Source organism: Kitasatospora mediocidica KCTC 9733 (assembly GCF_000744225.1).
In the GTDB taxonomy this organism is placed as follows: domain Bacteria; phylum Actinomycetota; class Actinomycetes; order Streptomycetales; family Streptomycetaceae; genus Kitasatospora; species Kitasatospora mediocidica.
On the sequence record NZ_JQLN01000006.1, the window covers coordinates 65,724 to 90,169 of the forward strand.

Below are 24,446 nucleotides of genomic sequence, written 5' to 3' on the forward strand. Positions count from 1 at the left end.
TGACCGATAGGCTGGCCCGATGTCGAACGTACGGGCGGAAACCGAGCAGATCACGGCATTCTGGCGCGGGCTCGGACTGCCCGGTCTGATCGACGTGCACACCCACTTCATGCCGGAGAACGTTCTGGCCAAGGTCTGGGCCTACTTCGACGCCGCGGGCCCGCTGACCGGTCGCGAGTGGGCCATCACCTACCGCGACGACGAGGCCGAACGGCTGGCCACCCTGCGCGAGTTCGGCGTCCAGGCGTTCACCGCGATGCTCTATCCGCACAAGCCCGGCATGGCGGCCTGGCTGAACGACTGGGCGTCCGCCTTCGCCGCCCGTACGCCGGACTGCCTGCACACCGCGACGTTCTTCCCGGAGCCCGGTGCCGAGCGGTACGTGGCGCAGGCCGTCGAGGCGGGCGCCCGGGTCTTCAAGGCGCACCTCCAGGTGGGTGCCTACGACCCCAACGACCCGCTCCTCGACGGAGTCTGGGGGCTGCTCGCGGAGAGCGGCGTCCCGGTGGTCACGCACTGCGGGTCCGGTCCGGTGCCCGGCAAGCACACCGGGCCGGGGCCGATCCGGGAGGTGCTGGCCCGGCATCCGCGGCTGCGGCTGGTCGTCGCGCATCTGGGACTGCCGGACTACGCCGAGTTCCTCGACCTGGCCGCCGCACACCGGTACGTCCAGTTGGACACCACGATGGCGTTCACCGACTTCACCGAGCGGACCGCGCCGTTCCCCCGCGAGCTGCGCCCGCGTCTGGTCGAGCTCCAGGACCGGATCCTGCTCGGCACCGACTTCCCCAACATCCCCTACCCGTACCTCCACGCGCTGGAGGCGCTGGCCCGCCTCGACCTGGGTGACGACTGGCTCCGGGCGGTCTGCCACGGCAATGCGGCGCGACTCTTCGCGCTCTGAGACTTCCGGGTGCTCTGAGACTTCCGGTCCCGGCATGATGGACGGCATGGATCTCCGTATCTTCACCGAACCCCAGCAGGGCGCCTCCTACGACACGCTGCTGCGCGTCGCCCGTACCGCCGAACAGCTCGACTACGACGGCTTCTTCCGTTCCGACCACTACCTCCGGATGGGAGACGGCGACGGCCTGCCCGGCCCCACCGACGCCTGGATCACCCTCGCCGGCCTGGCGCGTGAGACCGAGCGGATCCGGCTGGGCACGCTGATGACCGCCGGGACCTTCCGGCTGCCCGGTGTGCTGGCCATCCAGGTCGCCCAGGTCGACGCGATGAGCGGCGGCCGGGTCGAACTGGGCCTGGGTGCCGGTTGGTTCGAGAAGGAGCACAGCGCCTACGGAATCCCGTTCCCCGACCGGCGGATCGACCGGCTGGAGGAGCAACTCGCCATCATCACCGGCCTGTGGGAGACCAAGCTCGGCGAGACCTTCGACTTCGCCGGCACGCACTACCAGCTGACGGACTGCCCGGCGCTGCCCAAGCCCGTCCAGCAGCGGATCCCGGTGCTGATCGGCGGCATGGGCGCCAAGCGGACGCCCGCGCTCGCGGCCCGCTACGCCGCCGAGTTCAACCTGCCGTTCGTCTCGGTCGAGCAGACCCGCGAGCAGATCGGCCGGGTCCGGGCCGCCGCCGAGGAGCGCGGACGCCCGGCCGACGACCTCGTCTACTCCAACGCGCTGGTCGCCTGCGTGGGCCGGGACGACGCGGAGGTCGCGCGGCGCGCGGCGGCGATCGGCCGCGAGGTCGAGGAGCTGAAGGCCAACGGCCTGGCCGGCACCCCGGCCGAGGTGGCGGACCGGATCGGCCGCTACCGGGAGGCGGGCAGCCGGCGGATCTACTTCCAGATCCTTGACCTCGACGACCTGGACCACCTGGAGTTGATCGCCACTCAGGTCAAGCCCCAGCTCGACTGACGGCGTCGCCTCGGTCGGAACCGCAAACCGCAAAGAGTTCTTTGCGAAGAGTCTTTCGCAAAGAACTCTTTGCGGTTTAGAGTTCCGGCATGGCAGACACCCATCCGGACCCCACCGGTCCCGCCGTGCCCGGTTCCGAACCAGACGCGATCGTCCTGGATGCCAAGGGCCTGCGTGCCCTGGCACACCCGGTGCGGGTCCAGCTGGTCGGCCTGTTGCGCCGTCACGGTCCCTCCACCGCGACGCTGTTGGCCGAACGGATGGGACTGAACTCCGGGGCGACCAGCTACCACCTGCGCCAGCTCGGCGCGGCCGGGTTCGTGGCGGAGGACACCGAGCGCGGCAACGCGCGCGAGCGCTGGTGGCGGGCGGTGCACGCGATGACCTCGCTCAGCGACATCGAGCTCGTCGAGCAGGAGCCGGAGGCGGCGTTGGCCTACCTGCAGTCGGTCACCGCCGTCTACACCATGCGCACCCAGCGGGCGCTCGGCGAGTTCCAGACCATGCCGCGCCCGTGGCGGGAGGTTTTCGACATGAGCGACTGGGCCCTGCTGCTCACCCCGGAGGAGGCGGGCGCGCTGGGGGAGGAACTGCACGCCCTGGTCTCCCGCTATCGCCGTGACAACGCCGAGGGGGCCGCTCAGGCGCCCGCAGGTGCGGAGCGGGTCGAACTGATCACCCACCTGCTGCCCGAACCCGCGAGCGACCCGATGACCGCACCGGCGGGCGCGCCCGTGGACGAAACGCGGAGCACGCCGTGAGCGGGGCGGTCTCGGAGGCAGTCGGCAGAAGGCCGCTGCTGGGCCTCCTGACGGCCGAAGCGGTCTCGCTGACCGGGACCAGGGTGTCGGCCGTCGCGCTGCCCTGGTTCGTCCTGGTCACCACCGGCAGTGCCACCCGGACCGGTCTGGTGGCCTTCTGCGAGATGGCCCCCTATGTGCTGGTCAAGGCCCTCGCCGGCCCGCTGGTCGACCGGATCGGGCCGCGGGTGATCTCCTGGAGCACCGACTCGGTCAGCGCCGTCGCCGCCGGACTGGTGCCCCTGCTGTACGCGTTGCACCTGCTGTCGTTCTGGTCGTTGTTGCTGCTGGTCGCGGTGGTGGGCGCGGTGCGCGGGCCCGGCGATCTGGCCAAGCACGTGATGGTGCCGGAGGCGTCCGAGCGCAGCGGGGTGCCGCTGGAGCGGGCCACCGGACTGGCCGGGGTGACCGAGCGGCTCGCCTCGACTCTCGGGCCGCTGGCCGGCGGCTCGCTGGTGGCAGTGGCCGGTCCGATGACCGGACTGCTGATCAACGCGGTCTCGTTCGCGCTGGGTTCGGTGATCATCGCGCTGGCGCTGCCACGCGGCATGGGACGTACGGCGGTCCCGGCTTCGGACGAGTCGGCCGGCGGGCCCGAGCAGGGCTACTGGCGTCGTTTCGGCGAGGGCTTCGCCTTCCTGCGGGGTGAACCGCTGCTGCTGGCGATCACCGTCATGGTCGGCGTCACCAACCTGCTGGACGCGGCCTTCAGTGCGGTGCTGCTGCCGTTCTGGGTGCGCAGTCACGGCCACGGCCCGGAGCTGATCGGCCTGTTGGGCAGTGTGGGCGGGATCTCCGCGGTGTGCGGGAGTCTGATCGCGGCGGGAATGGCCCACCGGCTGCGCCGACGCCCGGTGTTCTTCATCGGGTTCCTGCTGGCGGGCGCGCCCCGGTTCCTGGTGCTGGCCCTGCACGCGCCGCTCTGGGCGGTGGTGGCGGTCTTCCTGGTCGGCGGGCTCGGCGGCGGGTTCCTCAACCCGATCATCGGTGCGGTGGCCTACGAGCGGGTGCCGCGCCGACTGCTCGGCCGGGTCGGGGCGCTGGGTGATTCGCTGGCCTGGGCCGGGATCCCCGTCGGCGGACTGCTCGCGGGGCTGGCGGTGGCCTCGTTCGGGCTGGTGCCGGTGCTGCTGGCGGGCGGCGTGGCCTACTTCGTCACCACGAACCTGACCGGACTGCGGCCGGAGTGGCGCGCGATGGACCGCAGGGCTGAGCGGACGGCTGACCGGCTGATCGGGCGCACGGTGGAATCGGGGTCCGAGCCCAGGCGCGAGCCGGCGGCCCGTAGGCTGGCGGGATGACCGCCACCACTGTCGCGCCCGTCCTGGACGAGGCCACGCTCGCCTTCTGGACCGAGCGCCACCTCTGCACTCTCACCACGCTGCGTCCGGACGGCACGCCGCACGTGGTCCCGGTCGGGGCCACCTACGACCCGCAGGCCGGCGTCGCCCGGGTGATCACCTCGGTCGGCAGCCGCAAGGCCCGCAACGTCGAGGCGGCGGGCGAGGCCGGTGCCCGGGTGGCGCTCTGCCAGGTGGACGGTGGCCGCTGGTCGACCCTGGAGGGTGTCGCCGTCATCCGCCGCGCCCCCGAACAGGTCGCCGACGCCGAGGCCAGGTACACCGCGCGCTACCGCACCCCGCGCCCCAACCCCGAGCGCGTGGTGATCGAGATCAGCGTGACCCGCACCCTGGGCCACGTCCCCCGCCCCGCGCACTGACGCCGCCGGAGGCGGCCTACCGCACGGCCGCCTCGCGCAGCGCGCGCAGGACCGAGGGCTCGACGCGCAGGATCCGGGCCCGGACAAGCACCGGGTGGTTGCGCACGGCCTCACCGGCCCGGACGTACGCCTCCCAGTGGTGGTCGAACCCGGCCTGTTCGCCCGCCGCCCAGGTGCAGCGTTCGACGGCCTGGTCGGGGTGCGGGAACGCCGCCTGCCGGCGGTCCCGCACCGCGAGCGCGTAGTCGCCCAGCGCACGGTCGGCGGTGAGCACGGCGCGCTGGAGCGCGATCAGATCCTCGGGGAGCGCGAGCGCGAGAGTGGTGGACACAGACGCACCGTACGGCTCGCGACTGACAACCGGTCAGCCGGCGGACGACCGCGCGGCGACAACCCGGTGCCGATCGGCACCCCGGGGCGCCGCCGTGAACGCCACGTCGTCGAAGCGGGCCTGGCCCGTGTCGTGTTGGGACTTGAGGGCCAGCGTCGCGAAGGCCGCACAGCGCGGCGCGGTGGAGTCCACCGCCAGCGGGTGCCAGGGCGTGGTTCCGGCGGCCAGCACGGGCGAGTCGTCCTCGCCGAGGTAGTGGCTCAGCCGGTCGTGCCAGACGATCGCGATCCGGTTCTGCCCGGTGGAGCGCACGCCCCGGGCCCAGGCGGTCAGGCGGACCGGTTCGCCCGCGGCGGTCGGTTGGAGCACCGGCGTGACGGTGAAGGTGCTGCCGGCGCTCGTCCGGGCCAGCACGACCGAACCCGGGGCGTGGTGCCCGTCCGCCGGGTCCCAGGCGGCCTCGGCCCCGCCGACGGCGTGCGGCGACCAGTCGGCGGGGGAGGCGCCGGAGCCCTGGCCGAAGTCCCCGTCGAAGGCGTCGAACGCGGGGTCGTCGCCGTGCCCCTGGAAGAGCGCGCGGACGGCGGCCGCCGCGGGCTTGGCCGTCCCGTCGGTGCGCAGCAGCCCGTACGACAGCGCCGCCGCGCCCTGCTCGGCGCCCGCCGGGACGTCGGCGGCCGTGAGGTCCTGGAAGATCCACGGCGCGGCGTCGGGCAGGCCGGCCGAGCCGGCCGCCCACTCCACCGTGCGCAGGTAGAGGTCCTGGGCGGCCTCGGAGAGCGGCGGGCCGGTGGCGGCGCCGGTCTCGCCGATGAAGAGCGCGGCCGGTGCGACGGCGGCCTCGGCCGCCTCGAAGGTGGCGCGCGCCGCTCCGGGGCTCTCGTAGTAGTGCAGGTCGTAGAAGTCGGGCGGGTCGGCGGCCAGCACCGTCCGCAGGGTGCGGAGCCGGGCCACCGGGTCGGGGCCGGTGACCGAGACCGTCACCGGGGTGCCGCCGGCGGCCGTCCGGACCACCGGCAGTTCGTGCCGAAGCCATGCCGCGGTGGCCGGGTCCGCCGGGTCGACCTCGTTCTTGAGCTCGACGAAGGCGATCCGCGGGTCGTCGCGGTAGGGCGCCAGGACGGCCCGGGCCCACCGGTCGCTGCCGGCGGTGTCCCGGTAGCCGTTCCACCAGTCGAAGAGCGTCAGCTGCACGGACAGCCCGTGCAGCGCGGCGAGTTGGACGGCCTGGCGCAACTGCGCGAGCCGGTCGGCGGCGGGCGTCGGGTAGCCGAAGGCCGCGGGCTGGACGACGAGCCGCATCGCGTTGGCACCCAGGGCGGCGATCGTCGCGAAGTCGGTGTCGAGCCGGCCCGGATCCCAGGCGGTCCACAGGGCGGTCCAGGGAGCCGTCGAGGGATAGTAGTTGAGCAGGCGCAGTCCCAAAAGTCGCTTCTGCACAGCACTCTGACGAACTGTCAGTGCAGTCGACCACGGCTCGCAGGCGGCGCCCGGTGCCGGTCGGCCGCCGCCGTTCGGCGTCAGCAGGGCCGCCGCCACGGCCAGGAACGCCGTCAGCGCGGCCGCCCAGCGCCGTCCACGGGTCACCGCGCGCCCTCAGCGCCGCCGCTGGAGGACCCGGTCGAAGGCCTCGACCACCTGCGGGGCCACCACCTCCACGGTGTAGCGCGCCGCCCGCTCGCGACCCCGCTGCCCCATCTGCCGGCGCAGTGCCGGGTCGCCGAGCAGCTTGTCCAGGGCCTGCGCCAGCACACCCGGGTCGCCGGGCTCGACCCGCAGGCCGGTGACGCCGTCCTCGACCACCTCCCGCAGCCCGCCGACGTCGGAGGCCACCACCGGGCGTCCGGCCAGCATCGCCTCCACCGCGACCTGGCCCAGCGGTTCCTGCCAGACCGACGGCACCACGGCGACCGAGGCCCGCTGCCAGGCCGCCATCACCTGCGCCGAGGGAACGTCGTGGACGACGGTGACCAAGGGGTCGCGCACCTCGGGGGTGTCGGGGCGCGGGGTGCCGATCAGCACCAGGGGCACCCGGTTGCGCAGCCGCCGGTGCGCCTCCAGCAGCACGTCCACGCCCTTGTGCGGGCCGAGCGCCCCGACGAACAGCAGGTACCCGTCCTCGGCGGGCAGGAAGCCGGGGCGTGGCTCGGTACGGGCGAGGTCGGCGATGCCGCGCGGGACCATGCTCGGGACGATCCGCAGGTCCGCCTCGGGCGGCAGCACCTTGCGGGCCGCCTCCGCGACGGCGCCGCTGATCGCCAGGTAGGCGTCGGCCCGGCGGTGCAGCGGCCGGGAGGCGCGCAGGCCGCCGGCCAGCGCGGCGCCCTTCAGCGCGCCGTACTCGCCCGAGGCGCAGCGCAGGCACTTGACCGGGGCCGGTCCGCTGCACGGCTTGCCGCCGTGCTCGTTGGTCTTCTTCGCGCAGCCGAGGCCGTAGTCGTGCAACGTGACGATGTGTCCGGGGGCGTCCGGCGCCGGGCGGCGCATCCGGTGCAGCGGGAAGTAGGAGTACTGCAGCCAGCTGTGGCTGTGCACGATGTCGGGACGGATCCGGCGCACCGCCGCGCGCAGCGCCATCAGCGCGCCGGGGTCGGGGACGGTGGGGTGGAACGGACGCTCGGGGTCCTCGTAGAGCTGTGGCATCCGGCCGCTCCAGGCCTGGATCCGCTCGATCCGCACCCCGTCGATCGTCTCCCGCGCGGGCCGGTCGCCGATCTGCAGGGTCAGCACGGTGGTCTCGTGCCCCAGCCGCACGAACTCCTGGGACAGCGAGTCGACATGGCGTTCGAGCCCCCCGATGGTGGGACGGTAGAAGTCGGTCAGCTGGACGATCCGCACGGGCAACAACCTTTCAGGACACAGGAGTCGGGTGGTCGGGGGGTGGCAGCAGCACTGCGCGCAGCAGCAGGACGACGAGCGCGCCCAGCAGTTGGGCGCCCAGCCAGGACAGTCCGGCCCCGAGGATCCCCAGGTGCGGGGTGGTGAACCAGGCGCCCGCGACGGCGGTCACCGCGATGGTGGTGTTCAGCGCGGCGGCCCGGGCGAGCAGCCCGCGCACCCGCAGGGTGGCCACGGCCACGTTGCTGACCGCGTCGGGGAACGCGGACAGCACCAGTGCGACCAGCAGCGGATAGCCGGCCCGGTAGCCGGCACCGAACAGCGAGAGCACCAGGGTGCCGACCGCGCAGAGCACGGCGGCCGGCGCCGCGACGGCGGCGACCGTCACGCCCAGCGAGCGCAGCGACATCCGCCGCAGGCCCGCGCGCCGGTGGCTGCCCTCGGCGAACAGGGCCGAGGAGACCGCCGGGCTGATCATGAAGATCGCGCTGCCGATCATCCAGGTGATGAAGAACGTGGCGTTGGCCCGCGCGCCGAGCCGTGCGGTGACCACCACCGGCAGCAGGTAGGTGGGCACCAGACCGGCCACGCTGACCGCGTGGTGCCCGACCGACGGCCGGGCCAGCAGCGCCAGTTCACGCGCCGCAGCGCGCAGCGGAACCCGTCCCACGCCGGGCAGGCAGCGCCGGCACAGCGCCAGCCCGGCGAGGGTGCCCAGCAGGCCGCTGAGCGCCCAGGTCGCCACGACGGTGCCCGCGCCGGCGCTCGGCTGGACCAGCGCCGCCAGCACCAGGCCGACGAGCTTGACCACGGCCGTCGCGGTGTTGCGCAGCAGCATCAGCGAGGTGCGCCGCTCGGCGATGAAGACGTAGTCCAGCACCCCCGACCCGGTCCAGCCCACCGCACCGAACACGAACCAGAGCGCGAAGACCGGGTCGGCCGTCAACACCCGCAGCGGCGCTACCGCGTGGCCCAGCGGCAGCACGGTCGCCGCCGCCACCAGCAGGGTGGCGGCCATGGTGGCCAGCAGCGTGGCGGTGACGGTCAACCGCCACTGCGCGGGCGAGTCGCGCAGCGGCAGCCGGGCGATCAGGCCGGTGCCCGAACCCAGGTGCACGACCAGCGAGATGACCACCAGGGCGGAGGTGGCCGCCGAACCGAGTCCGACCTGGGAGGCGGGCATGATCCGCGCCGCCAGTGTCCAGTAGCCGTAGCCCAGGCCCGCGTTGACCACGGTGGTGGCCATGATGCCCAGGCTGTTGACGGTCAGCGAGCGGGCCGCGTCGCCCGCCCGGGCGGCGGCGGGAGCGGCCGGCGGGGCGTCAGCCGCCGCCACAGGCCGTGCCCTTGCCCGTGCGCAGGTACAGATCCACCGAGCGGATCGGCGTGCTGCCGCGTTGCAGCACCAACTCCACCCGGTGCAGGCAGCCCGCCGGCACGGTGACCTGGACCTGGGCGGTGCCGGCCGTCGCGTCCGCGGCGGGCTGGACGGCGGCCGGAAGCTGCCCGGCCGGCTCGGCGCCGTCCACCAGGACGCCGACCGTCAGGCCGCTCAGGTCCCGTGTCTGCGAGGTCTGGACGACGGTGGGCACGGTCAGCAGCTGACCGGCCCGGGCCGGCAGCACGCCCTTGACCTGGGTGTAGGGCGCGCCGAGCGAGAAGGACAGGTAGGGCTGCTGCGGGGTGGTCGGCAGCTGGGCCGCGACCCCCCAGAGCAGCGCCCCGGCGGCGAGCACGCCCGCGCCGTAGAGCGTCCCCCAGCGGGTGCGCTCCAGCAGCTGCGGCAGTCCCGGCCCGGGGTCCTGGTGACTCGGCAGGTCCAGCAGGTTCAGCGGCAGCAGCGCGGCGCTGACCCAGAGCGGTAGCACGGCCAGCGGCACGTGCCCGGTCACCGCGTAGGACAGCAGCCCGGCGGCGATCAGCGCGACGATGCTCAGGACGGCGGCCAGCGCCGGCCTGAACCGCCCTGCGGCACGGGACAGTCCGAGCCCGGTGAGCAGGCTCTGCCCGGGCACCCAGAGGATCGCGGGCAGCACCAGCACCGCCCGTGCCGGGCCGGCCGGTGCGGCCAGCTGCCCGGCCACGGCCAGCACGGTGAACAGGGCCGGTGGCGCGAGCCGAGCGGTGAGCGCGGAGCGCCGGTCGATGGTGCCGGTCACGGTGCCCCCCCGGGGACGGTGCTGTGGATCGCGCTGAAGTCGAAGCGGTAGATCGCGTAGGAGTCGCTCTCGTAGACCTTGGTGGTCCACGGCAGCGCGTTGTAGCGGGACAGGTCGCCCGGCGTGATGGGGTTCTTGCCGCCGAACGCGAACGGCTCGTCGGGCTCGAAGAAGACGCCGATCTCCGGCAGTTCGGTGGCCATCCGCTTGTCGACGACCAGGTAGCTGTAGTCGGAGCTGCTCAACTCGTGGACCAGGAAGGACGATGGCGGCGTGGCGTTGAAGTACAGGTCGTAGGTGGGGAATCCGTTGCTGGGCGAGGCCGGCAGCGCGTCGGCGTCGCGGACCAGGATCAGCCCGGTGTAGCGGTCGGAGACGACGTGCAGCCGGGCGCCCAGGTGGTCCTTGAACCAGGCCGAGGTGGCGACCAGTTCGGCGCTGACCGAGCGGGTGTCCGAGCCGAAGACGAACGGACCGGGGAACCGGTAGTCCTCGTCCAGCCCGGCCGCCACGTTGCCGACCAGGGCGTCACCGGCGGTCAGCACGGCGATCAGCGCCGCCGCCGCCCAGACCCGTCCGCGCAGGGCGGCGATCCGGTCCAGTCCGGCCAGCAGCACGGGGGTGACCAGGACGGCGAGTCCGATGTAGCTGAACCCCCAGCTGCGCCGGGCTCCTTCGGCGCCGAACTCCACCAGGATGAAGGGCAGCGAGGGGAAGTACATCAGCCCGAACAGTCCCAGGCCGCGCACCAGCGGCTCGCCGCGCCGCTCGGCGGCCGGGATCCGCCGTCGGCGCAGCAGCGCGACCAGGGCCAGGGCGGCCGACAGCAGCGGGACGGTGAACGCCGCGTACCGCTCGTAGACCGGCTCGGTACTCGCCTGGAAGAGCGAGCGGGTGCCGCCGCTGCCGGAGAACATGTGCAGCAACTGCCCGGCGCCGCCGCCGAGATAGGGCGAGAGGTAGCCGAAGGTGGCCGGGGCGACCAGGATCAGCCAGGCCGCGCCGCAGCCGCCGACCGCCAGCGCCACCCACCCGGTGAGCGCGGCGGTCCCCCGGGGGACCGCCCCACGGACGGCACCGGCACCCGTCACCACGGCGAGCAGGAGCAGCAGCGCGGTCATCACCACGGTGGTCAGGTGGTGGGTGGCCACCGCCCCCGCACCGGCGGTGACCGCGCCGAGCGCCCAACCGACGCGCCGGCGGCGCTCATTCGCGCCGTCCGCCCGGTGCGCGCGGGCCAGGCAGGCCAGGCACCACAGGAAGAGCGGCATCGCCAGCGACTCGTAGGCGAACTCGGTGTCGAAGTAGACGAAGCTGGAGTTGAGGCTGTACAGCAGGCCGACCAGCACGCCCGCCCGCAGTGACCCGAAGAGCGCGTCGCCGAGCGCACAGGCCCCGAAGAGCGCCAGCACGTGCGCGGCCACCATGACGACCAGCGCGCTCTGCCAGACCGTCAGCCCGGTGGCGTCGGAGATCGAGGCGGTGACGATGTGCAGGCCGGGGAACCGGGCGACGATCCCGATCAGGTAGTTCGGCTGGAACAGCTGCCCGCCCGCGGCCAGGTCGGTGGTCTGGCGCCAGTGCGCGATCTCGTCGTGGAAGAGCGGCTGGGTGGGGTTGCGCAGCAGTTTGGGCAGGTAGCTGAAGAGCCCGTAGCCGAGCAGCCAGCCGAGCCGGACCCGGTCGTCAACCCGGCGGGCCGTCAGGACGACGGCGGCCGGGCAGAAGAAGACCAGCATGCCGAACCAGAAGACGGCGTAGTGCACCACGTCCGTGCCGTCGGTGGCGGCCAGCGAGAAGGCGTAGGCGATCAGCAGGGCGCCCGCCGCGGCGGTCAGCCACAGCACGGCCCAGGCGGCCGGAGAGCCGAACCGCGGGGCGTCGCGGCCGTCGTGGTCCGGCGGCCGCGGGACTCCCCAGGAGGTGACCGGGCCGCGGTCGGTGGCGAAGGTGGTCACCGGGCACCTCCCGACGGTGCGCGCCGGGCCGTGCGGTAGACGTCGACCAGCTGGGCCGCGACCGAGTCCCAGTCCGGGATGTGCTCCGGTCCGGGGGGCCCGGCGGTGTCCAGGCAGGCGGCCAGCTCCCGCGCGACGGCGTCGGCGCCCGCGCTCGCGGGCACCAGGCGGACGGCCCGCGGGGCCGGCAGGTCGGCGTGCGCGGGGATGTCGGAGAGCATTGCCCAGGCCCCGGCGGCCAGCGCCTCGGCGGGCGCAAGCCCGTACGCCTCGTGCTCGGAGAGGCTGCCCAGGACGGCGGCGGTGCGCAGCCAGCGCCGCAGCTCCTGGTCGCTCACCCGGCCCAGGAACCGGACGCGCGGTGCGGCGCCGCAGTGCTCGGCCACGGCCTCCAGTCGCTCGCGGTCCGGCCCGCTGCCGATCACGACCAGCTGCGCGCCGCCCGTGTCGGTGCCGGTGCCGAGCCGCGCGAAGGCCTCGATCAGCCGGTCGACACGTTTGTAGCGCTCCAGCCGGCCGACGCTGAGCACGGTCGGTGGCTCGCCGGGGAACGCGGTGGCGGCCCGCAGCGCGGACCGGTCCACGGCGTTGGGCACCACGGTGACCTTCCCGGCCGCGACCGGGAAGTCGGCCGCGAAGAGCTCGGCCTCGGGCCGTGACACGCAGAGCACCGCGCGCGCCGCGCCGGCCGCCGCCCGCCCGGCCGGGACGAACGCCCGGTGCAGCAGCGCGCGGGCCGTGGTGTGCCCGGTGCCGTGGTAGTGCGGCGTCAGCACGTACGGGACGGTGCGGCCGCGCAGCCGCAGCGCCAGCGCGGCGCCGACGCCGGTGAGCGCGTGGTAGCTGTGCCCGTGCACCACGTCGAAGTCCCCGGCGTGCCGGGTCAGGTAGCGGTAGAGACCTGGTGCCAGGCGGTAGTTCTCGGCGCTGTTGCTGGTGAAGCGGCGCACCAAAACGCCTTCGTCCCAGCTGAGTTCGGGCCGCAGCGGCCGCCGCTGCTGGGCGAGCACCTCGACGGCGAGGCCGGCGCGCACCAGCGCCCGGGCGGTCTGCGCGACGACGGTCTCGACCCCGCCGGGCGTGGGCGGGTAGCCGGGACTGACCAGGGCGAGCCTCACCGGGCCCCGCCTTCCGCCGCCGCCCCGGCGCGGCCGATGATCGCCTCGACGTTCCGCTCCCAGGTGTGCGGATCCGGGTGGCGGGTGCCGCCGGTGGCCCGCGCCTTGCGCAGCCCGTCGGTCAGGCCCTCGACGTCCTCGGGCTCCACCAGGACCGCACCGGCGTAGTCGCCGACGGCCTCGACCAGGCCGCCGACCGCGCTGAGCACCACCGGCAGCCCGTTGCTCATGGCGATGTGCAGCGGGCCGCTGGCGGAGGAGCGCCGGTAGGGCAGCACCAGTGCGTCGGCCTCGGCGAAGTGCGCCTTGGCCTCCTCGTCGGTCACGTACCGGTTGACCAGGGTGATCCGGTCCCGGTAGGGCGATGCCTCGATCTTCGCGATCGGTTCGGTGCACCCCTCCCAGGTCTCGCCCACCACGGTGAGGTGGAACGAGGACACCTCCTCGGGAGCGAGTCGGTGGAAAGCGTCGATCAGCACGTCCAACCCCTTGTACGGCCGGATCAGGCCGAAGAAGAGCAGCCTGAACACGCCGTCCGGGGACGGGCGGTGGGTGACTGCGTAATGGTCGAAGGGCCCGTGCGGCACGACCGTGACGGGTCGGCCGGACAGGTCGAACAGCTCGGAGAGCAGCTGGCGGTCGTGCGCCGAGTGCACCAGGAAGGCGTCGGAGCGGCGCAGCAGCGCGCCCAGCACCCGGCGGGTGTAGGCGGCGACGAACGGGATCCGGATCTCGCCGGTGTCCTGGACCTCGTGGAACTCCACCACCACCCGGGCCCCGAGCGCGCGGGCCGCCGCCGCCAGCACCAGGTAGGTGTGCGCGACGGTGCCGGTCCACCACTGGAAGACCACGGTGTCAGGGCGGTTGCGACGCAGTCGGCGCAGCGCGCCGGCCAGGCTGGGCAGCCAGTACCAGTCGACGCCGTCGTAGACGTCCACCCGCTCGTCGTAGTCCAGCGCGGCCACCTTCACGCCCACCCGGGCGCGGCCCGGGTAGAGCGTGCGCGGCAGCAGCCGGCGCATCAGCACCGCGGAGACCTCGGACCGGTCGGCCAGTGCGCCGGCGAGGCGGCAGGTGTAGTGGCTGAGACCGCCGGTGAAGCGCCAGCCGGAGCCAACCACGCAGACCCGCGGGCGTCGCTGCGGCCCGGTCGTCTCGAACTCGGTCACGGGGTTCCTCCGCCCGTCGCGTCCTTGCGGATCCGGTGCCGGACCGCCTCCCGGCGCACCCCCGCCACTGCCGCGGCGGCCGCGTACGCGGTGTAGCCGCCGCGGGACCGCAGACGCGGCCCGCAGACGGTGAACTCCGGTTGCTGGACGACCTGTTCGCTCCAGCGCAGCTTGGCCACGTCCGGACCCAGCGAGAGGTTGAGCTCGCCCTGGCCGCGTTCGGCCGCGCGCTCGGCGGCGGCCAGCTGCAGTAGGGTCACCGGGCTGCTGTGCCACCAGTCGGGATCGACGCCGCTGATGCCCAGGTAGTCGGCCTGTGGCGCGCTGAGCACGACCTGCGCGGCCACCGGCCGGTCCTCCACGTCCAGGGTGAGGATCGTGGCGCGGCCGGCCCGGGCCATCCTGGGTAACACCTCGCCGAGGAAGGCCCGTTGGGCCGCCGAGGCCAGGACGTCGGTGTGCCGACGGCGGCCCGGCAGTGCTGCGCGGGCCGCGTGCAGCCGGGCCAACTCCGGCAGGACCAGCCGGACCTGTGGCTCGCTCTGGTGCGCGGTGACGGCCCACCGGCGGCCGCTGCGGTCCAGCCGGCTGCGCGCGCTGCGCAGGCTCTCCCGTACGTTGCGCTTGAGCGCGTGGCGCAGGTCCTCGGGCGCGGCGGGCAGCGGCAGGACCACCGAGGGGCGGGTGGTCTTGTGCCGTACCAGCCCGTGCCGGGCGACCTCGCCGGTGAGCCACTCCGGTTCGAACCAGCCCTGCTCGGCGGAGAGCGGCAGGTCGAGCCAGTCCCACCCGGACTGCCGCGCGCACCAGTCGCCGACCACCGCCCGCAACACGGCCCGGCCGTCGGCCGGTTCGGCGAGTACGCCCGGCAGTTCGGTCAGCTCGTCGTGCCGGCCCGCGCCGAGCAGCTGCACGGTCCGCAGACCGGCACCGAGCCGGCGCCGGTAGCCGGGCGCGACGCCCACCAGGCGCTCGCGCCGGGAGACCGCCAGCACGTCCAGCTCCGGCTCCGCGACGAAGTGCCGGGCCCACTCCAGCAGCCACTCCGGGGCGGCGTAGGGGTTGCGCGAGCCGGAGCGCTCGTAGAGCTGCCGCCAGGGGACGAGCAGCTCCTCCAGCTCGGCGAAGGTGCGGACGTGACGAATCGTCAATTCGCCCTGACTGCCAGGATGGACGGTGCGCTGAGCGCCGTCCGGCTCGGCTCGGCGCACCTCGGGGCCCGGCGCCGGGCCGGCGCTGCCGAGGCTGACGCCGGGGCCGATACGCATCAGGCGGCCCCGGTGGAGGCCGGCTCACCGGGGTGGCCGCCCAGCGTGACACTCCGGGCCTCGCGCAAGGTGCCTGCGGCGGCGGCGAGTTCGGCGGGCAGCCGGGGCGCCCGGGCGAACCGGACCCGGCTCAGGATCGCCAGGCAGCCCACGCCGTCGTGCCAAGTGAGCTTCTTGCCCTCGGCGTGCGAGCGGCTGTGATAGGTCACCGGTATCTCGAACGGGCGGATGCCGAGCCGCAGCAGGCCGGCCGTCATCTCGGTGTCCAGGCCGAAGCCGGCCGAACGCAGGTGCAGCGAGCGGAACAGCCGCAGGGGGACCAGCTTGAGGCAGGTGTGCATGTCGGAGAGGTGGGCGTCGAAGAGCAGGTTCGCCGCGAGCGTGGTGAGCTTGTTCCCCATCGCATACCGGTAGGACTGGTAGACGGTGTTCACGCCGAACAGCCGCGACCCGTAGACCACGTCGCAGCGGCCCTCCAGCACGGGCGCCAGCAGACGCGGGATGTCGCTCGCCAGATACTCCAAGTCGGCGTCGAACGGCAGGATATGGGTCCCGCCGGCCAGCTGCGCGGCGGTGAGCAGGGCGCTGCCCTTGCCGAAGTTCCGGGGGTGCCGGTAGGACTTCACCCGGGGGTCGGAGAGCTGGGCGATCAGCAGCGGCGTTCGGTCCACGCTGCCGTCGTCGACGATGATCAGCTCGATCTCGCACGGGTAGTCGCACGCGAGCAGGGCCCGGGCCACCGAGGCGACCGTCCGCTCCTCGTTGTAGACCGGCATCAGAATGGAGAGCTTCACCGGGTCCTCGCCGGACCATGGCCGTCCCACCCGTGACAGGCGGCCGTGCTCGGTGGGGGTGGTCGGCTGTGGGCCGGTCTCCTCGACCTGGCCCGGCAGCATTCCCGCTCGATGTGAGTCGGCTACGTGCATCGGCTTCATGAGGGCCTTCACCGTCCTTTCATGTGGTTCGACGATGTGCTGTACGTGCTGCCCGGTGTGCTCTGCTGCTCGTGGGACAGCTCGGTCTACTGACCGGTGGATTTCCGTGCCGGATCGACCGCACGTCCGGCGGGTAAGGCAGGGGATATTCGACGGCCTGCCGGTGAATGGCTGACCAGCCACTCGGCGGGACGAATAAAGGGGGATTCGCCACCCGATTTCGGGCAGGCTGAAATGGGCGTTCGAGTGTGCGGTGGCATGGCGTGGGGCGATGTCACCGGGAGCGTGGCAGGGGTTTTCCGTGGCCAGCCGATGTCGGCCCGACACTCGTGATCGAGTCGGTGGGTGCGGTGCTGGAAGGCAGGGGAGGGCAGGGCCGACCACAGGCGGACGGGCTGCGCCGGGTCGGCCGCCGCGAGGGGGAGCGGGGGAGCTGGGGCGGCGCCGGGTCAGATGTGCGGGAGTCGGCGCGGGCCCCCCGGCGCACCGTGAGCGTGTCTTCGTCCGCTGCGAAGCAGCAGGTCAGCGGCGTTCAGGGCCGATCGTCGCGTCCCGTCGGCACGCGGCCGGCCGGGTCGTCCGTCGACGACCGCCCCCGCGCATCCCCCCGGAACCGACCGGTGAAGCCGCGCGCCACCGTGGCCGAACCGTTCGACGCTCCCTCGCGACGATGGTCCGGTGACGCGGCCGACGGCGGCCGTCCCCGTCGTCGCCGCCAGGCGGCGAATCAATCTCCCCACGACACGGCAGGGTAAGAACGGGTCCACGGTCTGTTCCTCCACACGACATTTCGCGTGCAATGTGTCGGCGGTCGGCCGACGGCTGCTGATGGTCGGTGTGCTGCCGGCCGAGCTGTCGCCCCGGCGTATTCCGTCGATTTTCCGCACCCGCCCCGCGCGGCGGTGTCGAGTCGTGCTCCACCCCCGGGCATCGGCCTTGCGGATCCCCCGGGAATGGATCCTTCCAGTCGGGTTAGCCGCAGTCCTGCATTCTCCGGGTTTTCACAGGATCCTCCCACCCGGCGTCCAGTCGGGTCGCGGTGTGGATTCGGTGCGTGTGACGAGAATGGTCGACTGCGCACCACCCTCGTGCCGTGCCGATGATTCTCTGGGTCGAGCCGGTACGATGGGGTGATGTCCATTCCCAAAGCAGAGCTGCACCTGCACATCGAAGGGACGCTGGAGCCCGAGCTCGCGTTCGCCCTCGCCGAACGCAATGCCGTCGCGCTCCCGTTCGACTCGGTCGAGGAGCTGCGATCCGCGTACCGCTTCGATGACCTGCAGTCGTTCCTGACCCTGTACTACCGGCTGATGGACGTGCTGCGCACCGAGGCGGACTTCACCGAGCTGGCCGACGCCTACCTCGCGCGGGCCGGCGAACAGGGCGTGCGGCACGCCGAGATCTTCTTCGACCCGCAGGCGCACACCGCCCGCGGGGTGCCGATCGGGACGGTCGTGGAGGGCCTGAGCGCCTCGCTGGCCCGCGCCGAGGAGCGGTTCGGCATCACCACCCGCCTGATCCTCTGCTTCCTGCGCGACGAGTCCGCCGAATCCGCGCTCGCCACCCTGGAGTCGGCCCGGCCGTACCTGGACCGGATCACCGCCGTCGGACTGGACTCCGCCGAAGTCGGCCACCCGCCGGTCAAGTTCGCCGCCGTCTTCGAGCGCGCCCGCGAACTGGGACTGCGCGCGGTGGCGCACGCGGGTGAGGAGGGGCCGCCGTCCTACGTCTGGGAGGCGCTGGACCACCTGCGGGTGGAGCGGATCGACCACGGCATCCGCTCGCTGGAGGACCCCGTTCTGGTCGCCCGCCTGGTCGAGGAGCGGATCCCGCTCACGGTCTGCCCGTTCTCCAACGTCCGGCTGCGCTGCGTCGACACGCTGGCCGACCACCCGCTGCGCGCGATGCTGGACGCGGGGCTGGTCGCCACCGTCAACTCCGACGACCCGACCTACTTCGGCGGTCACGTGCACGAGAACCTGAGCGCCGTCGCCGACGCGCTGGACCTGACGGACGGTCATCTGCGCACGCTGGCCCGCAACTCGTTCGAGGCCGCCTTCCTGGACGAGCCCACCCGCGCCCGCTACCTGGCCGAGGTCGACGCCTACGCGTTCTGACGCCGGTGCGCGGCGAACGGGCGGTGGCCGGAGGCGGGGTTGCGAAGTCCGAAATCCGCCAGTGCGGGCCGCCCGGAGACGGCAGAGTAGCTGGTGTAGGACAGCGTGAAGGAGAGGGAACACCGATGACCGTCCACACCACGATCGACAGCCCCCTGGGCGAGCTGCTGCTGGTCGGGGAGGAATCCCCGGAGCCCGCCGACGGCCTCCGGCTGGCCTCGCTCTCGATGACCGGCCAGAAGGGCGCCGCGCGGGTGCTGGACGGCTGGCGGCACGACCCGGCGGCGTTCGCCGGGATCGCCCGGCAGTTGGCGGCGTACTTCGCGGGGGACCTGAAGGAGTTCGACGTACGGTTCAGCACCCACGGCTCCGAGTTCCAGGAGCGGGTCTGGCACGCGATCGACACCATCCCGTACGGCAGCACCACCAGTTACGGTCGGCTCGCCGAGCAGATCGGCGTCCCGCGCGCCGGTGTGCGCGCGGTCGGATCCGCGATCGGCGCCAACCCGCTGCTGATCCTTCGCCCCTGCCACCGGGTGGTGGGCTCGACCGGCGCGCTGACCGGCTACGCGGGCGGCCTGGAGCGCAAGGAGTACCTGCTGGGCCTGGAGGGCGCCCGCCCGGCGACGCTGCTGTAGTCCCAAGCCGTCGTAGACGTGACGGACCATCAGGAGACGTGGCAGGGAACGCCGCAGGGCCCGGTCCGCGTTCGCGAACCGGGCCCTGCACGGCTGATCGGCTGGTCAGTGGGCCGCCATCACACAACCCCTGACCAGGTCCACCAGGTCGGCCCGGCGGCCGCCCCAGGGGGTGATCAGTAGGCGTTGTGGGTCTGCCAGAAGGCCCACGCCTGGTTCGGGCTGCCGTAGGTGGCGTTCATGTAGGACAGCGCCCACTTGATCTGGGTGGCCGGGTTGGTCTGCCAGTCGGAACCGGCCGAGGCCATCTTGTTGCCGGGCAGGGCCTGCGGCAGGCCGTAGGCACCGGAGGACGGGTTGGTCGCGGTGACGTCCCAGCCGCTCTCGTGCGTGATGATCTGGTCGAACGAGGCCAGCTGGTCGGCCGGGACGATCGAGGCGGCGAGCGCCTGGAGCGAGGAGGCGCTGTTGTCCGCCGGGGCGGCGACGGCGGCCGGAGCGGCAGAGGCGGCGGGGGCAGCGGGAGCGGCCGGGGCCGGGGCCTGCTGGGCGGGGCGCTCTGCTGCGGCGCGGCGGCCGGGGCGGAGCCCGACAGCGTGAGGTGCTGACCGGGGTAGATCGAGTCCGGGCCGTGCGTCAGGGCGGACTTGTTCAGGTCGTACAGCTTCTGCCAGCCGCCCTGGACGTTGTGGGTGGTGGCGATCTTGGACAGCCAGTCACCGCTGACCACGGTGTAGCCGGCCGGCGCGGCCTGCGGGGCGGCGGCCGGGGCCTGGGCGACCGGGGCGGTGTGCGCGGCCTGCGGCGCGGTCTTGACGGCGGCGATGGAGATCGCGGCCGGCTTGCCGGCGTAGTGGTGGCCGTGGTGCAGCGGCTGGGCGCTGGCGCCACCGGCGGCGGCCAGGGTCAGACCGGCGCCGACGCCGGCCACTACGGTGGCGGCGATGGCGCGCTGGAGGGTGGTGCGGCTGGGCAGGCTGAAGCCGTTCGCAGACATCATGAAGTGAGGTTCCTCTCCTACGCCTACGAGGTGAGCTGTCGGGTTCGGGCTGGAGTTGCCCGGCCGCGCTGAGCGCGGCTTCACCCCAAGCCCCGCCCGGACCGAGTCCGGGTGGGGCGACTTACCTGTGGGTCCCCCGCTCCTGCCGTGGTGCGTGTTCAGGCGCGTGCCCGCTCGGTCCGGTGGCAGGATTCGGCGTTCCGGAGAGCGGGGTTCGTGTGAAGACGAACGAGATGCACCGTACGCAGACGGATGGCGCAATCACAAGGCGATGTGAGGTGTCTCATGTTCGCCCGAAGATCGCTCGCGAGCCGCTCCGAGGGCGTCCCGCAGCGCCCGCGTCAGTCGCCCAGCACCAGCCGCTCCAGCGCGGCCCGCGCCTTGGCGTCCGACTTGGCGCGGGCCGTCACGGCGGCGGCCAGCTCGCGGGTCCACTCGTCGAGCGGGACCGACTTGCGGGAGAGCACCACGCCACGGACCACCGTGCAGATCTCGCAGACCGGCCGACCGTGGGTCAGGCTCAGGGTCAACCGCCGCTCGCTCATGTCGACTTCGAGCTTCTCGATCCGCCCGGGCCGCCCGGCCACCCGGTCGGCCATGCTGCGCCTGCGCTCGACCGCCACCGCGTCGGACGGCAGCGCCTCCGCCAACGAGCCGGTCAGCACCTGCGCGTACACCTCCAGGTCGGAGGCGTCGCGCCGCAGGGCGGCGGCGATCAGGTCGATCGAGTCGGCGGGCTCCTCGGGGGCCGGCTCGATCTGCCCATGGTCGGTCATGTCGCTCCTCGGTGCGGTCGGTTGGCGACCGGTCGTTCCCTCACCCGTCACTCGAGCTCACCCTAAGCGCTCAGCCGTCCAGGCTGAGCACCATGGTGGGCCGCTCGATCTCGTGGTCCTCACGCAGCGGGCGGACCGCCGTGCCGATCGCGAAGAATTCGGTGGTGTGGCCGCCCCAGCGGTGGTTGTGGGCGTTCAGCTGGACGCCCACGATGCCCTCCGCGTGCAGCTCCTCGGCCTCGGCCTGCATCCGGGCCATCGCCAACTCCCGTGCGTCGTACAGCGCCTGGGTGTAGCTCTCGATCTCGATGTTCTTGCCGATGTTGTTGAAGACCGAGCCCATCTTCTGGTGCGCGATGTGGTAGACGCACGTCCCCATCGTCATGCCCAGCGGGGCGTAGCCGGCCCGGATCAGCGTCCAGAAGTCCTGCCCGGACAGATCGGAGGTGAACGGCTGGCCCTTGTTGTTGCGCCAGCTGGTGCCGCCGGGCGCGGGGTGGTCCGCCTTGACGGCGGTGCCGATCGCGATGAACTCGGCGATGTCGGAGCCGAACTCCCGTGCCTCGACGGTCAGTCGGACGCCCACGATGCCGTCCGCACCCAGCTGGGCCGCCTCGGCCTCCATCCGGGTCATCGCCAGCTCGCGTGCGTGGTACATGGCCTGGCTGAGCGTTTCGAGCTCCTGGTTCTTGCCCCAGCGGCCCAGCTGGATCCCGACGTGGTAGATCGAGCTGCCCAGCACCAGCCCGATCGGCTGGAAGCCGGCCTCGCGGACCAGCAGGAACTCGTTCACCGAGAGGTCGCTGGTGAAGATCGAGCCGGGCTTGCCGGGCTGCAGCTCGGCCAGGCGTCGCATCGCGTCGGCGGGGACGCCCTGGGCGGTCGGATCGAAGGTGCTCATGGTGTCGCTCTCCCCTATGACTGTGCGGTGGACGGACGGGTGGACGCGCGGCCGGTGCGGCTCGCCTGGGCGAGGCGGCGGCGCAGGCGGTCGCCACTGTTGTTGAGCGGGACGACGGTCAGCGTCGAGGGCTTGACCGGCCCGGTGGCGAAGCGGGCGATCGCGGTCCCGACGAGCGTCGACTCCGCGACGTGGTCCTTCTGCTCGGAGTTGCCGCCGCTCTGGATGCAGGGCTCCTCCCAGATCCGCAGGTTCCCACTGGCCAGGACGACGCCGTCGCCGCCCTGCTGCGCACCCTGGCGGGCGAGTTGGGTACGGGCGTCGGAGCGGACGTGGTGCACCAGTGCGCTCCAGCCGTCCATCTCCTGGTTGCGGTAGGAGAAGCCCTGCCGCCGGGTGGTGTAGTCGTCGTGGCGGACCCCGATCGACATCGCCACCAGCAGGTCCACCGGCACCCAGCCCGCCGAGATCAGCTTGGCGAACCCCTGGCCGTCCAGGTGCGAGGTGAACGGGCGTCGGGGACGCACCGTCCCGGCCGCCCGCACCGCCGTCCCGATCACCTTGAACTCCAGGCAGCCCGGAGCGGCGACGAACGGAGCCATGGTCAGCTGAGCCGCCACCACACCGTCGCCGCCGAGCGCCGCGCACTCGGCCGTCATCCGGCCCAGCGCCGTGCGCCGCGCGGAGTCCATCACCTCGACCAGCGCGGCGGACGGCGCGCCGTTGCCGGACAGCGCGATCCCGGCGGGGCCGTAGCCCCTCGCGCCCCCGAAGCCGATGCCCAGGCCGGCGCCCGGGTAGAGGCAGGCGTGGTAGCCCCAGTACCGGCCGCTGCGTCCGACGTGGTAGACCGCCGACCCCATCACCTGGCCGACCGGCTCGAACCCGACCGATCTGATCGCCGCGAACTCACCGGTCGTCAGCGCCGACGACCAGGTCCCGCTCGCCCGCACCTCGGCGACCCGCGCCGCGGCGGCGGGGGGTAGCCCGGCTCCGCTCCACGACTCCGTCATGCGTCCACCCAATCCTCTCCTGGGCCCCCGGCGAGGTCCGACAAGGCACCCTAAGCCGAAGATCCAGCGATGCCCAGCAGACCTGTCGGCCAGGCGCAAACCAGGACGGAACCGTAACGCGCCCTCCGGATCCGCGGCCGGGTGGGTCGGTGCCCGGGTGGGTGGGTGGATGCCCGGCGTACCGGCCCTACCCCGCGTGCCAGCCCTGCGGGTCGACGCCGCCGGGGATCGCCTCGGCCGGACCGTACGGTGCGCGGGTCAGGACGAAGCTGCCGATGTCGAGGTGGCTGACCGCGCCCTCCGCCGTGCGGACGACGCGCAGCGTCTCGCCCGTGTAGTAGCCGTCCAGGCCGGTCCAACTGCCGTCCGCCTCCGGGCGGAAGCGCGAGGCACGTCCCTGCCCGCCCAGCGCGGTCAGTTCGAGCGTCCGATCCGCCCGCAGGTGCAGCGCCAAGGCGCTCGGACCCCAGTACCAGGGACCGGTCAGCGCCAGCAGCTCCGGATCGGCCGCCGCCAGCGGACGCCACGGCTGCGGGATCCTCGGCTCGTGCTCGGCGACGATCCGGACCAGGTCTCCGGCGACGGAACCGAGCCCAGGGCCGGAGGTCGCGTTGGTCAGGACGACCGCCGCGACGTCGTCCGCCTCGCTCACCCAGATCCAGGCGAGGAACCCGGGCATCGAGCCGCTGTGCCCGAAGAGCACCCGGCCGCCGCGCCGGATCACCTGGAGACCGAGGCCGTAGCAGCCGGCCCACTCCTCACCCTCGGGCTCGGTCGTCGGCCGGCGCATCTCGGCGACGGTCGCCGGGGCGAGTACTTTCTCGTTGCCCGCGGCGAGGAAGGCGGCCCAGCGGCACAGGTCGGCCGCGGTGGACCACAGTTGACCGGCCGGCGCCATCAGCGCGGTGTCGGTGAGCGGTTCGGGCAGCATGACGTCCGCCCACGGGTGCACCGCGAAACCGCCCGCGTGCGGCGCCTGCGGCAGCAGCGAGGTCCGGGTCATGCCCAGCGGCTCCAGCACCTCGCGCCGCAGCACCTCCCCCCAGGGCTCGCCGCGCAGCCGCTCCACCAGCGCGCCGAGCAGCGCGTAGCCGGGGTTGGAGTAGTGGTGGAGCCGGCCGGCCGGGTGGCGGATCGGCTGCTCGCCGAGCACGTCGGCGAGTTCGGGCCGCAGCGCGCCGTCGGTCCGCTCCCACCAGGGGGCTGGTGTCTCGGAGGACAGCCCCGAGGTGTGGGTCAGCAGTTGATGGATCGTCAGTTCGCCCGCCGCCGTGCCGGGGAGGTGGCGCTCCAGCGGGTCGGACAGGTCGAGCAGACCCTCGTCGCGCAGGCGCAGGACCAGCACGGCGGCGAAGGTCTTGGAGATCGAACCGATCCGGTACTGCACGTCGTCGGTCGGCGCATGGTCCTCGATCATGCTCCGGGCACCCGTCCAGACCACCTGTCCGCCCCGGACCACGGCTCCCACCATGGACGGCGTGCGCCCCTCGGCCTGGCCGACGGCCAGTCGGTGCAGCAGCGCGCGGCTGGTTCCGGGGAGCAACTCCTGGGACAGGTCGGGCATCTGAGCTCTCGTTTCTGCAGGCGTTCCGGCGGTCAGGCCCGACCCTACCCGGGGGGCCGGATCGGGTCATCCGCCTTTTCCGCCGGCCTGCGCCGTGCCGTTCAAGGTCGCGCAACGGGTGGCCGCACATGCGCGCGAACGACCGGAATCACACGGTGGCGGCCGCGGATTTCCGCGCGCCCGCCACAAACGACCTGAGGGCCGGTACCGTGCGACTGCACGGTACCGGCCCTCAGGCTCAGCAAGGCGAAAAGCCGAGCTTGTGAC

The 24,446-nt window shown here is 73.2% G+C and carries 22 protein-coding genes and 1 riboswitch; of the genes, 7 read left to right on the forward strand and 15 right to left on the reverse strand.

What is annotated here, in order from left to right; genetic code table 11:
• Positions 1–19: 19 nt before the first annotated feature.
• From BS80_RS26565 to BS80_RS26585, 5 genes are all read left to right on the forward strand, one after another.
• Positions 20–904, forward strand: a complete 885-nt coding sequence (locus BS80_RS26565; protein ID WP_035802943.1) for an amidohydrolase family protein — start codon at positions 20–22, stop codon at positions 902–904.
• Positions 905–950: 46 nt separating this feature from the next.
• On the forward strand, positions 951–1,874 hold the full coding sequence (locus tag BS80_RS26570; protein ID WP_035802945.1) for an LLM class F420-dependent oxidoreductase: 924 nt from the start codon (positions 951–953) through the stop codon (positions 1,872–1,874).
• An 89-nt stretch (positions 1,875–1,963) separates the two neighbouring features.
• On the forward strand, positions 1,964–2,635 hold the full coding sequence (locus BS80_RS26575) for a winged helix-turn-helix domain-containing protein (RefSeq protein ID WP_035802947.1): 672 nt from the start codon (positions 1,964–1,966) through the stop codon (positions 2,633–2,635).
• On the forward strand, positions 2,632–3,975 hold the full coding sequence (locus BS80_RS26580) for an MFS transporter (RefSeq protein ID WP_051967223.1): 1,344 nt from the start codon (positions 2,632–2,634) through the stop codon (positions 3,973–3,975). Before BS80_RS26575 ends, BS80_RS26580 begins: the two co-directional genes overlap by 4 nt.
• Complete coding sequence (locus BS80_RS26585; protein WP_051967224.1) at positions 3,972–4,394, forward strand: pyridoxamine 5'-phosphate oxidase family protein; 423 nt, start codon at positions 3,972–3,974, stop codon at positions 4,392–4,394. The genes BS80_RS26580 and BS80_RS26585 overlap by 4 nt, the downstream gene beginning before the upstream one ends.
• 16 nt (positions 4,395–4,410) lie before the next feature.
• On the opposite strand, the gene BS80_RS26590 is transcribed toward BS80_RS26585, so the two are convergent.
• From BS80_RS26590 to BS80_RS26635, 10 genes are read right to left on the reverse strand one after another with little or no spacing between them, the layout of a single operon-like run.
• Positions 4,411–4,725, reverse strand: a complete 315-nt coding sequence (locus BS80_RS26590) for a hypothetical protein (RefSeq protein ID WP_035802948.1) — start codon at positions 4,723–4,725, stop codon at positions 4,411–4,413.
• Between the two features lie 33 nt (positions 4,726–4,758).
• Positions 4,759–6,312, reverse strand: coding sequence for a glycoside hydrolase 5 family protein (locus BS80_RS26595; protein ID WP_157536622.1), 1,554 nt, complete (start codon positions 6,310–6,312; stop codon positions 4,759–4,761).
• A gap of 9 nt (positions 6,313–6,321) precedes the next feature.
• Positions 6,322–7,563, reverse strand: a complete 1,242-nt coding sequence (locus BS80_RS26600) for a glycosyltransferase family 4 protein (protein ID WP_035802950.1) — start codon at positions 7,561–7,563, stop codon at positions 6,322–6,324.
• A 13-nt stretch (positions 7,564–7,576) separates the two neighbouring features.
• The gene (locus BS80_RS26605; RefSeq protein ID WP_051967226.1) at positions 7,577–8,899 is read right to left on the reverse strand and encodes a lipopolysaccharide biosynthesis protein; all 1,323 of its coding nucleotides are present in this window, start codon (positions 8,897–8,899) and stop codon (positions 7,577–7,579) included.
• The gene (locus BS80_RS26610) at positions 8,886–9,722 is read right to left on the reverse strand and encodes a hypothetical protein (protein WP_035802951.1); all 837 of its coding nucleotides are present in this window, start codon (positions 9,720–9,722) and stop codon (positions 8,886–8,888) included. Before BS80_RS26610 ends, BS80_RS26605 begins: the two co-directional genes overlap by 14 nt.
• On the reverse strand, positions 9,719–11,680 hold the full coding sequence (locus tag BS80_RS26615; RefSeq protein ID WP_051967227.1) for a hypothetical protein: 1,962 nt from the start codon (positions 11,678–11,680) through the stop codon (positions 9,719–9,721). Before BS80_RS26615 ends, BS80_RS26610 begins: the two co-directional genes overlap by 4 nt.
• Positions 11,677–12,798, reverse strand: coding sequence for a glycosyltransferase family 4 protein (locus BS80_RS26620; RefSeq protein WP_051967228.1), 1,122 nt, complete (start codon positions 12,796–12,798; stop codon positions 11,677–11,679). The genes BS80_RS26615 and BS80_RS26620 overlap by 4 nt, the downstream gene beginning before the upstream one ends.
• Positions 12,795–13,967 (reverse strand): glycosyltransferase, encoded by a 1,173-nt coding sequence (locus tag BS80_RS26625; protein WP_051967229.1) that lies wholly within the window; start codon positions 13,965–13,967, stop codon positions 12,795–12,797. Before BS80_RS26625 ends, BS80_RS26620 begins: the two co-directional genes overlap by 4 nt.
• Entirely contained in the window at positions 13,964–15,235 is a 1,272-nt protein-coding gene (locus tag BS80_RS26630) for a GNAT family N-acetyltransferase (RefSeq protein ID WP_035802952.1), read from the reverse strand. Before BS80_RS26630 ends, BS80_RS26625 begins: the two co-directional genes overlap by 4 nt.
• Positions 15,235–16,131, reverse strand: coding sequence for a glycosyltransferase family 2 protein (locus BS80_RS26635; RefSeq protein WP_063772087.1), 897 nt, complete (start codon positions 16,129–16,131; stop codon positions 15,235–15,237). Before BS80_RS26635 ends, BS80_RS26630 begins: the two co-directional genes overlap by 1 nt.
• Before the next feature lie 1,172 nt (positions 16,132–17,303).
• Here BS80_RS26635 and BS80_RS26640 point away from each other — a divergent pair.
• Together BS80_RS26640 and BS80_RS26645 are read left to right on the forward strand one after the other, a co-directional pair.
• Positions 17,304–18,287 (forward strand): adenosine deaminase, encoded by a 984-nt coding sequence (locus tag BS80_RS26640; protein WP_035802956.1) that lies wholly within the window; start codon positions 17,304–17,306, stop codon positions 18,285–18,287.
• 125 nt (positions 18,288–18,412) lie between these two features.
• Positions 18,413–18,925 (forward strand): methylated-DNA--[protein]-cysteine S-methyltransferase, encoded by a 513-nt coding sequence (locus tag BS80_RS26645; protein ID WP_035802957.1) that lies wholly within the window; start codon positions 18,413–18,415, stop codon positions 18,923–18,925.
• A 176-nt stretch (positions 18,926–19,101) separates the two neighbouring features.
• On the opposite strand, the gene BS80_RS43890 is transcribed toward BS80_RS26645, so the two are convergent.
• The 5 genes from BS80_RS43890 to BS80_RS26670 all read right to left on the reverse strand — a co-directional run bounded on the left by BS80_RS43890 (position 19,102) and on the right by BS80_RS26670 (position 24,179).
• Positions 19,102–19,641, reverse strand: a complete 540-nt coding sequence (locus BS80_RS43890; RefSeq protein ID WP_332262204.1) for an aggregation-promoting factor C-terminal-like domain-containing protein — start codon at positions 19,639–19,641, stop codon at positions 19,102–19,104.
• Between the two features lie 289 nt (positions 19,642–19,930).
• A riboswitch (cyclic di-AMP (ydaO/yuaA leader) is annotated at positions 19,931–20,054 on the reverse strand.
• Positions 20,055–20,266: 212 nt separating this feature from the next.
• Entirely contained in the window at positions 20,267–20,701 is a 435-nt protein-coding gene (locus BS80_RS26655) for a hypothetical protein (protein ID WP_051967230.1), read from the reverse strand.
• 70 nt (positions 20,702–20,771) lie between these two features.
• Positions 20,772–21,602, reverse strand: a complete 831-nt coding sequence (locus BS80_RS26660; protein WP_157536624.1) for a heavy metal-binding domain-containing protein — start codon at positions 21,600–21,602, stop codon at positions 20,772–20,774.
• Between the two features lie 14 nt (positions 21,603–21,616).
• Positions 21,617–22,615: a heavy metal-binding domain-containing protein gene (locus BS80_RS26665; protein ID WP_051967231.1), complete on the reverse strand. Its 999-nt coding sequence runs from the start codon at positions 22,613–22,615 to the stop codon at positions 21,617–21,619.
• Positions 22,616–22,802: 187 nt separating this feature from the next.
• Positions 22,803–24,179 (reverse strand): serine hydrolase domain-containing protein, encoded by a 1,377-nt coding sequence (locus BS80_RS26670; RefSeq protein ID WP_035802958.1) that lies wholly within the window; start codon positions 24,177–24,179, stop codon positions 22,803–22,805.
• Between the last annotated feature and the right edge of the window lie 267 nt (positions 24,180–24,446).

Bases quoted from the DNA above. Each gene is read 5' to 3' on its own strand.
- BS80_RS26585 (WP_051967224.1), top strand. From the start codon at position 3,972: ATGACCGCCACCACTGTCGCGCCCGTCCTGGACGAGGCCACGCTCGCC.
- BS80_RS26660 (WP_157536624.1), bottom strand. From the start codon at position 21,602: ATGAGCACCTTCGATCCGACCGCCCAGGGCGTCCCCGCCGACGCGATG.
- BS80_RS26575 (WP_035802947.1), top strand. From the start codon at position 1,964: ATGGCAGACACCCATCCGGACCCCACCGGTCCCGCCGTGCCCGGTTCC.
- BS80_RS26655 (WP_051967230.1), bottom strand. From the start codon at position 20,701: ATGACCGACCATGGGCAGATCGAGCCGGCCCCCGAGGAGCCCGCCGAC.
- BS80_RS26665 (WP_051967231.1), bottom strand. From the start codon at position 22,615: ATGACGGAGTCGTGGAGCGGAGCCGGGCTACCCCCCGCCGCCGCGGCG.
- BS80_RS26630 (WP_035802952.1), bottom strand. From the start codon at position 15,235: ATGCGTATCGGCCCCGGCGTCAGCCTCGGCAGCGCCGGCCCGGCGCCG.
- BS80_RS26645 (WP_035802957.1), top strand. From the start codon at position 18,413: ATGACCGTCCACACCACGATCGACAGCCCCCTGGGCGAGCTGCTGCTG.
- BS80_RS26635 (WP_063772087.1), bottom strand. From the start codon at position 16,131: ATGCTGCCGGGCCAGGTCGAGGAGACCGGCCCACAGCCGACCACCCCC.
- BS80_RS26570 (WP_035802945.1), top strand. From the start codon at position 951: ATGGATCTCCGTATCTTCACCGAACCCCAGCAGGGCGCCTCCTACGAC.
- BS80_RS26670 (WP_035802958.1), bottom strand. From the start codon at position 24,179: ATGCCCGACCTGTCCCAGGAGTTGCTCCCCGGAACCAGCCGCGCGCTG.
- BS80_RS26565 (WP_035802943.1), top strand. From the start codon at position 20: ATGTCGAACGTACGGGCGGAAACCGAGCAGATCACGGCATTCTGGCGC.
- BS80_RS26640 (WP_035802956.1), top strand. From the start codon at position 17,304: ATGTCCATTCCCAAAGCAGAGCTGCACCTGCACATCGAAGGGACGCTG.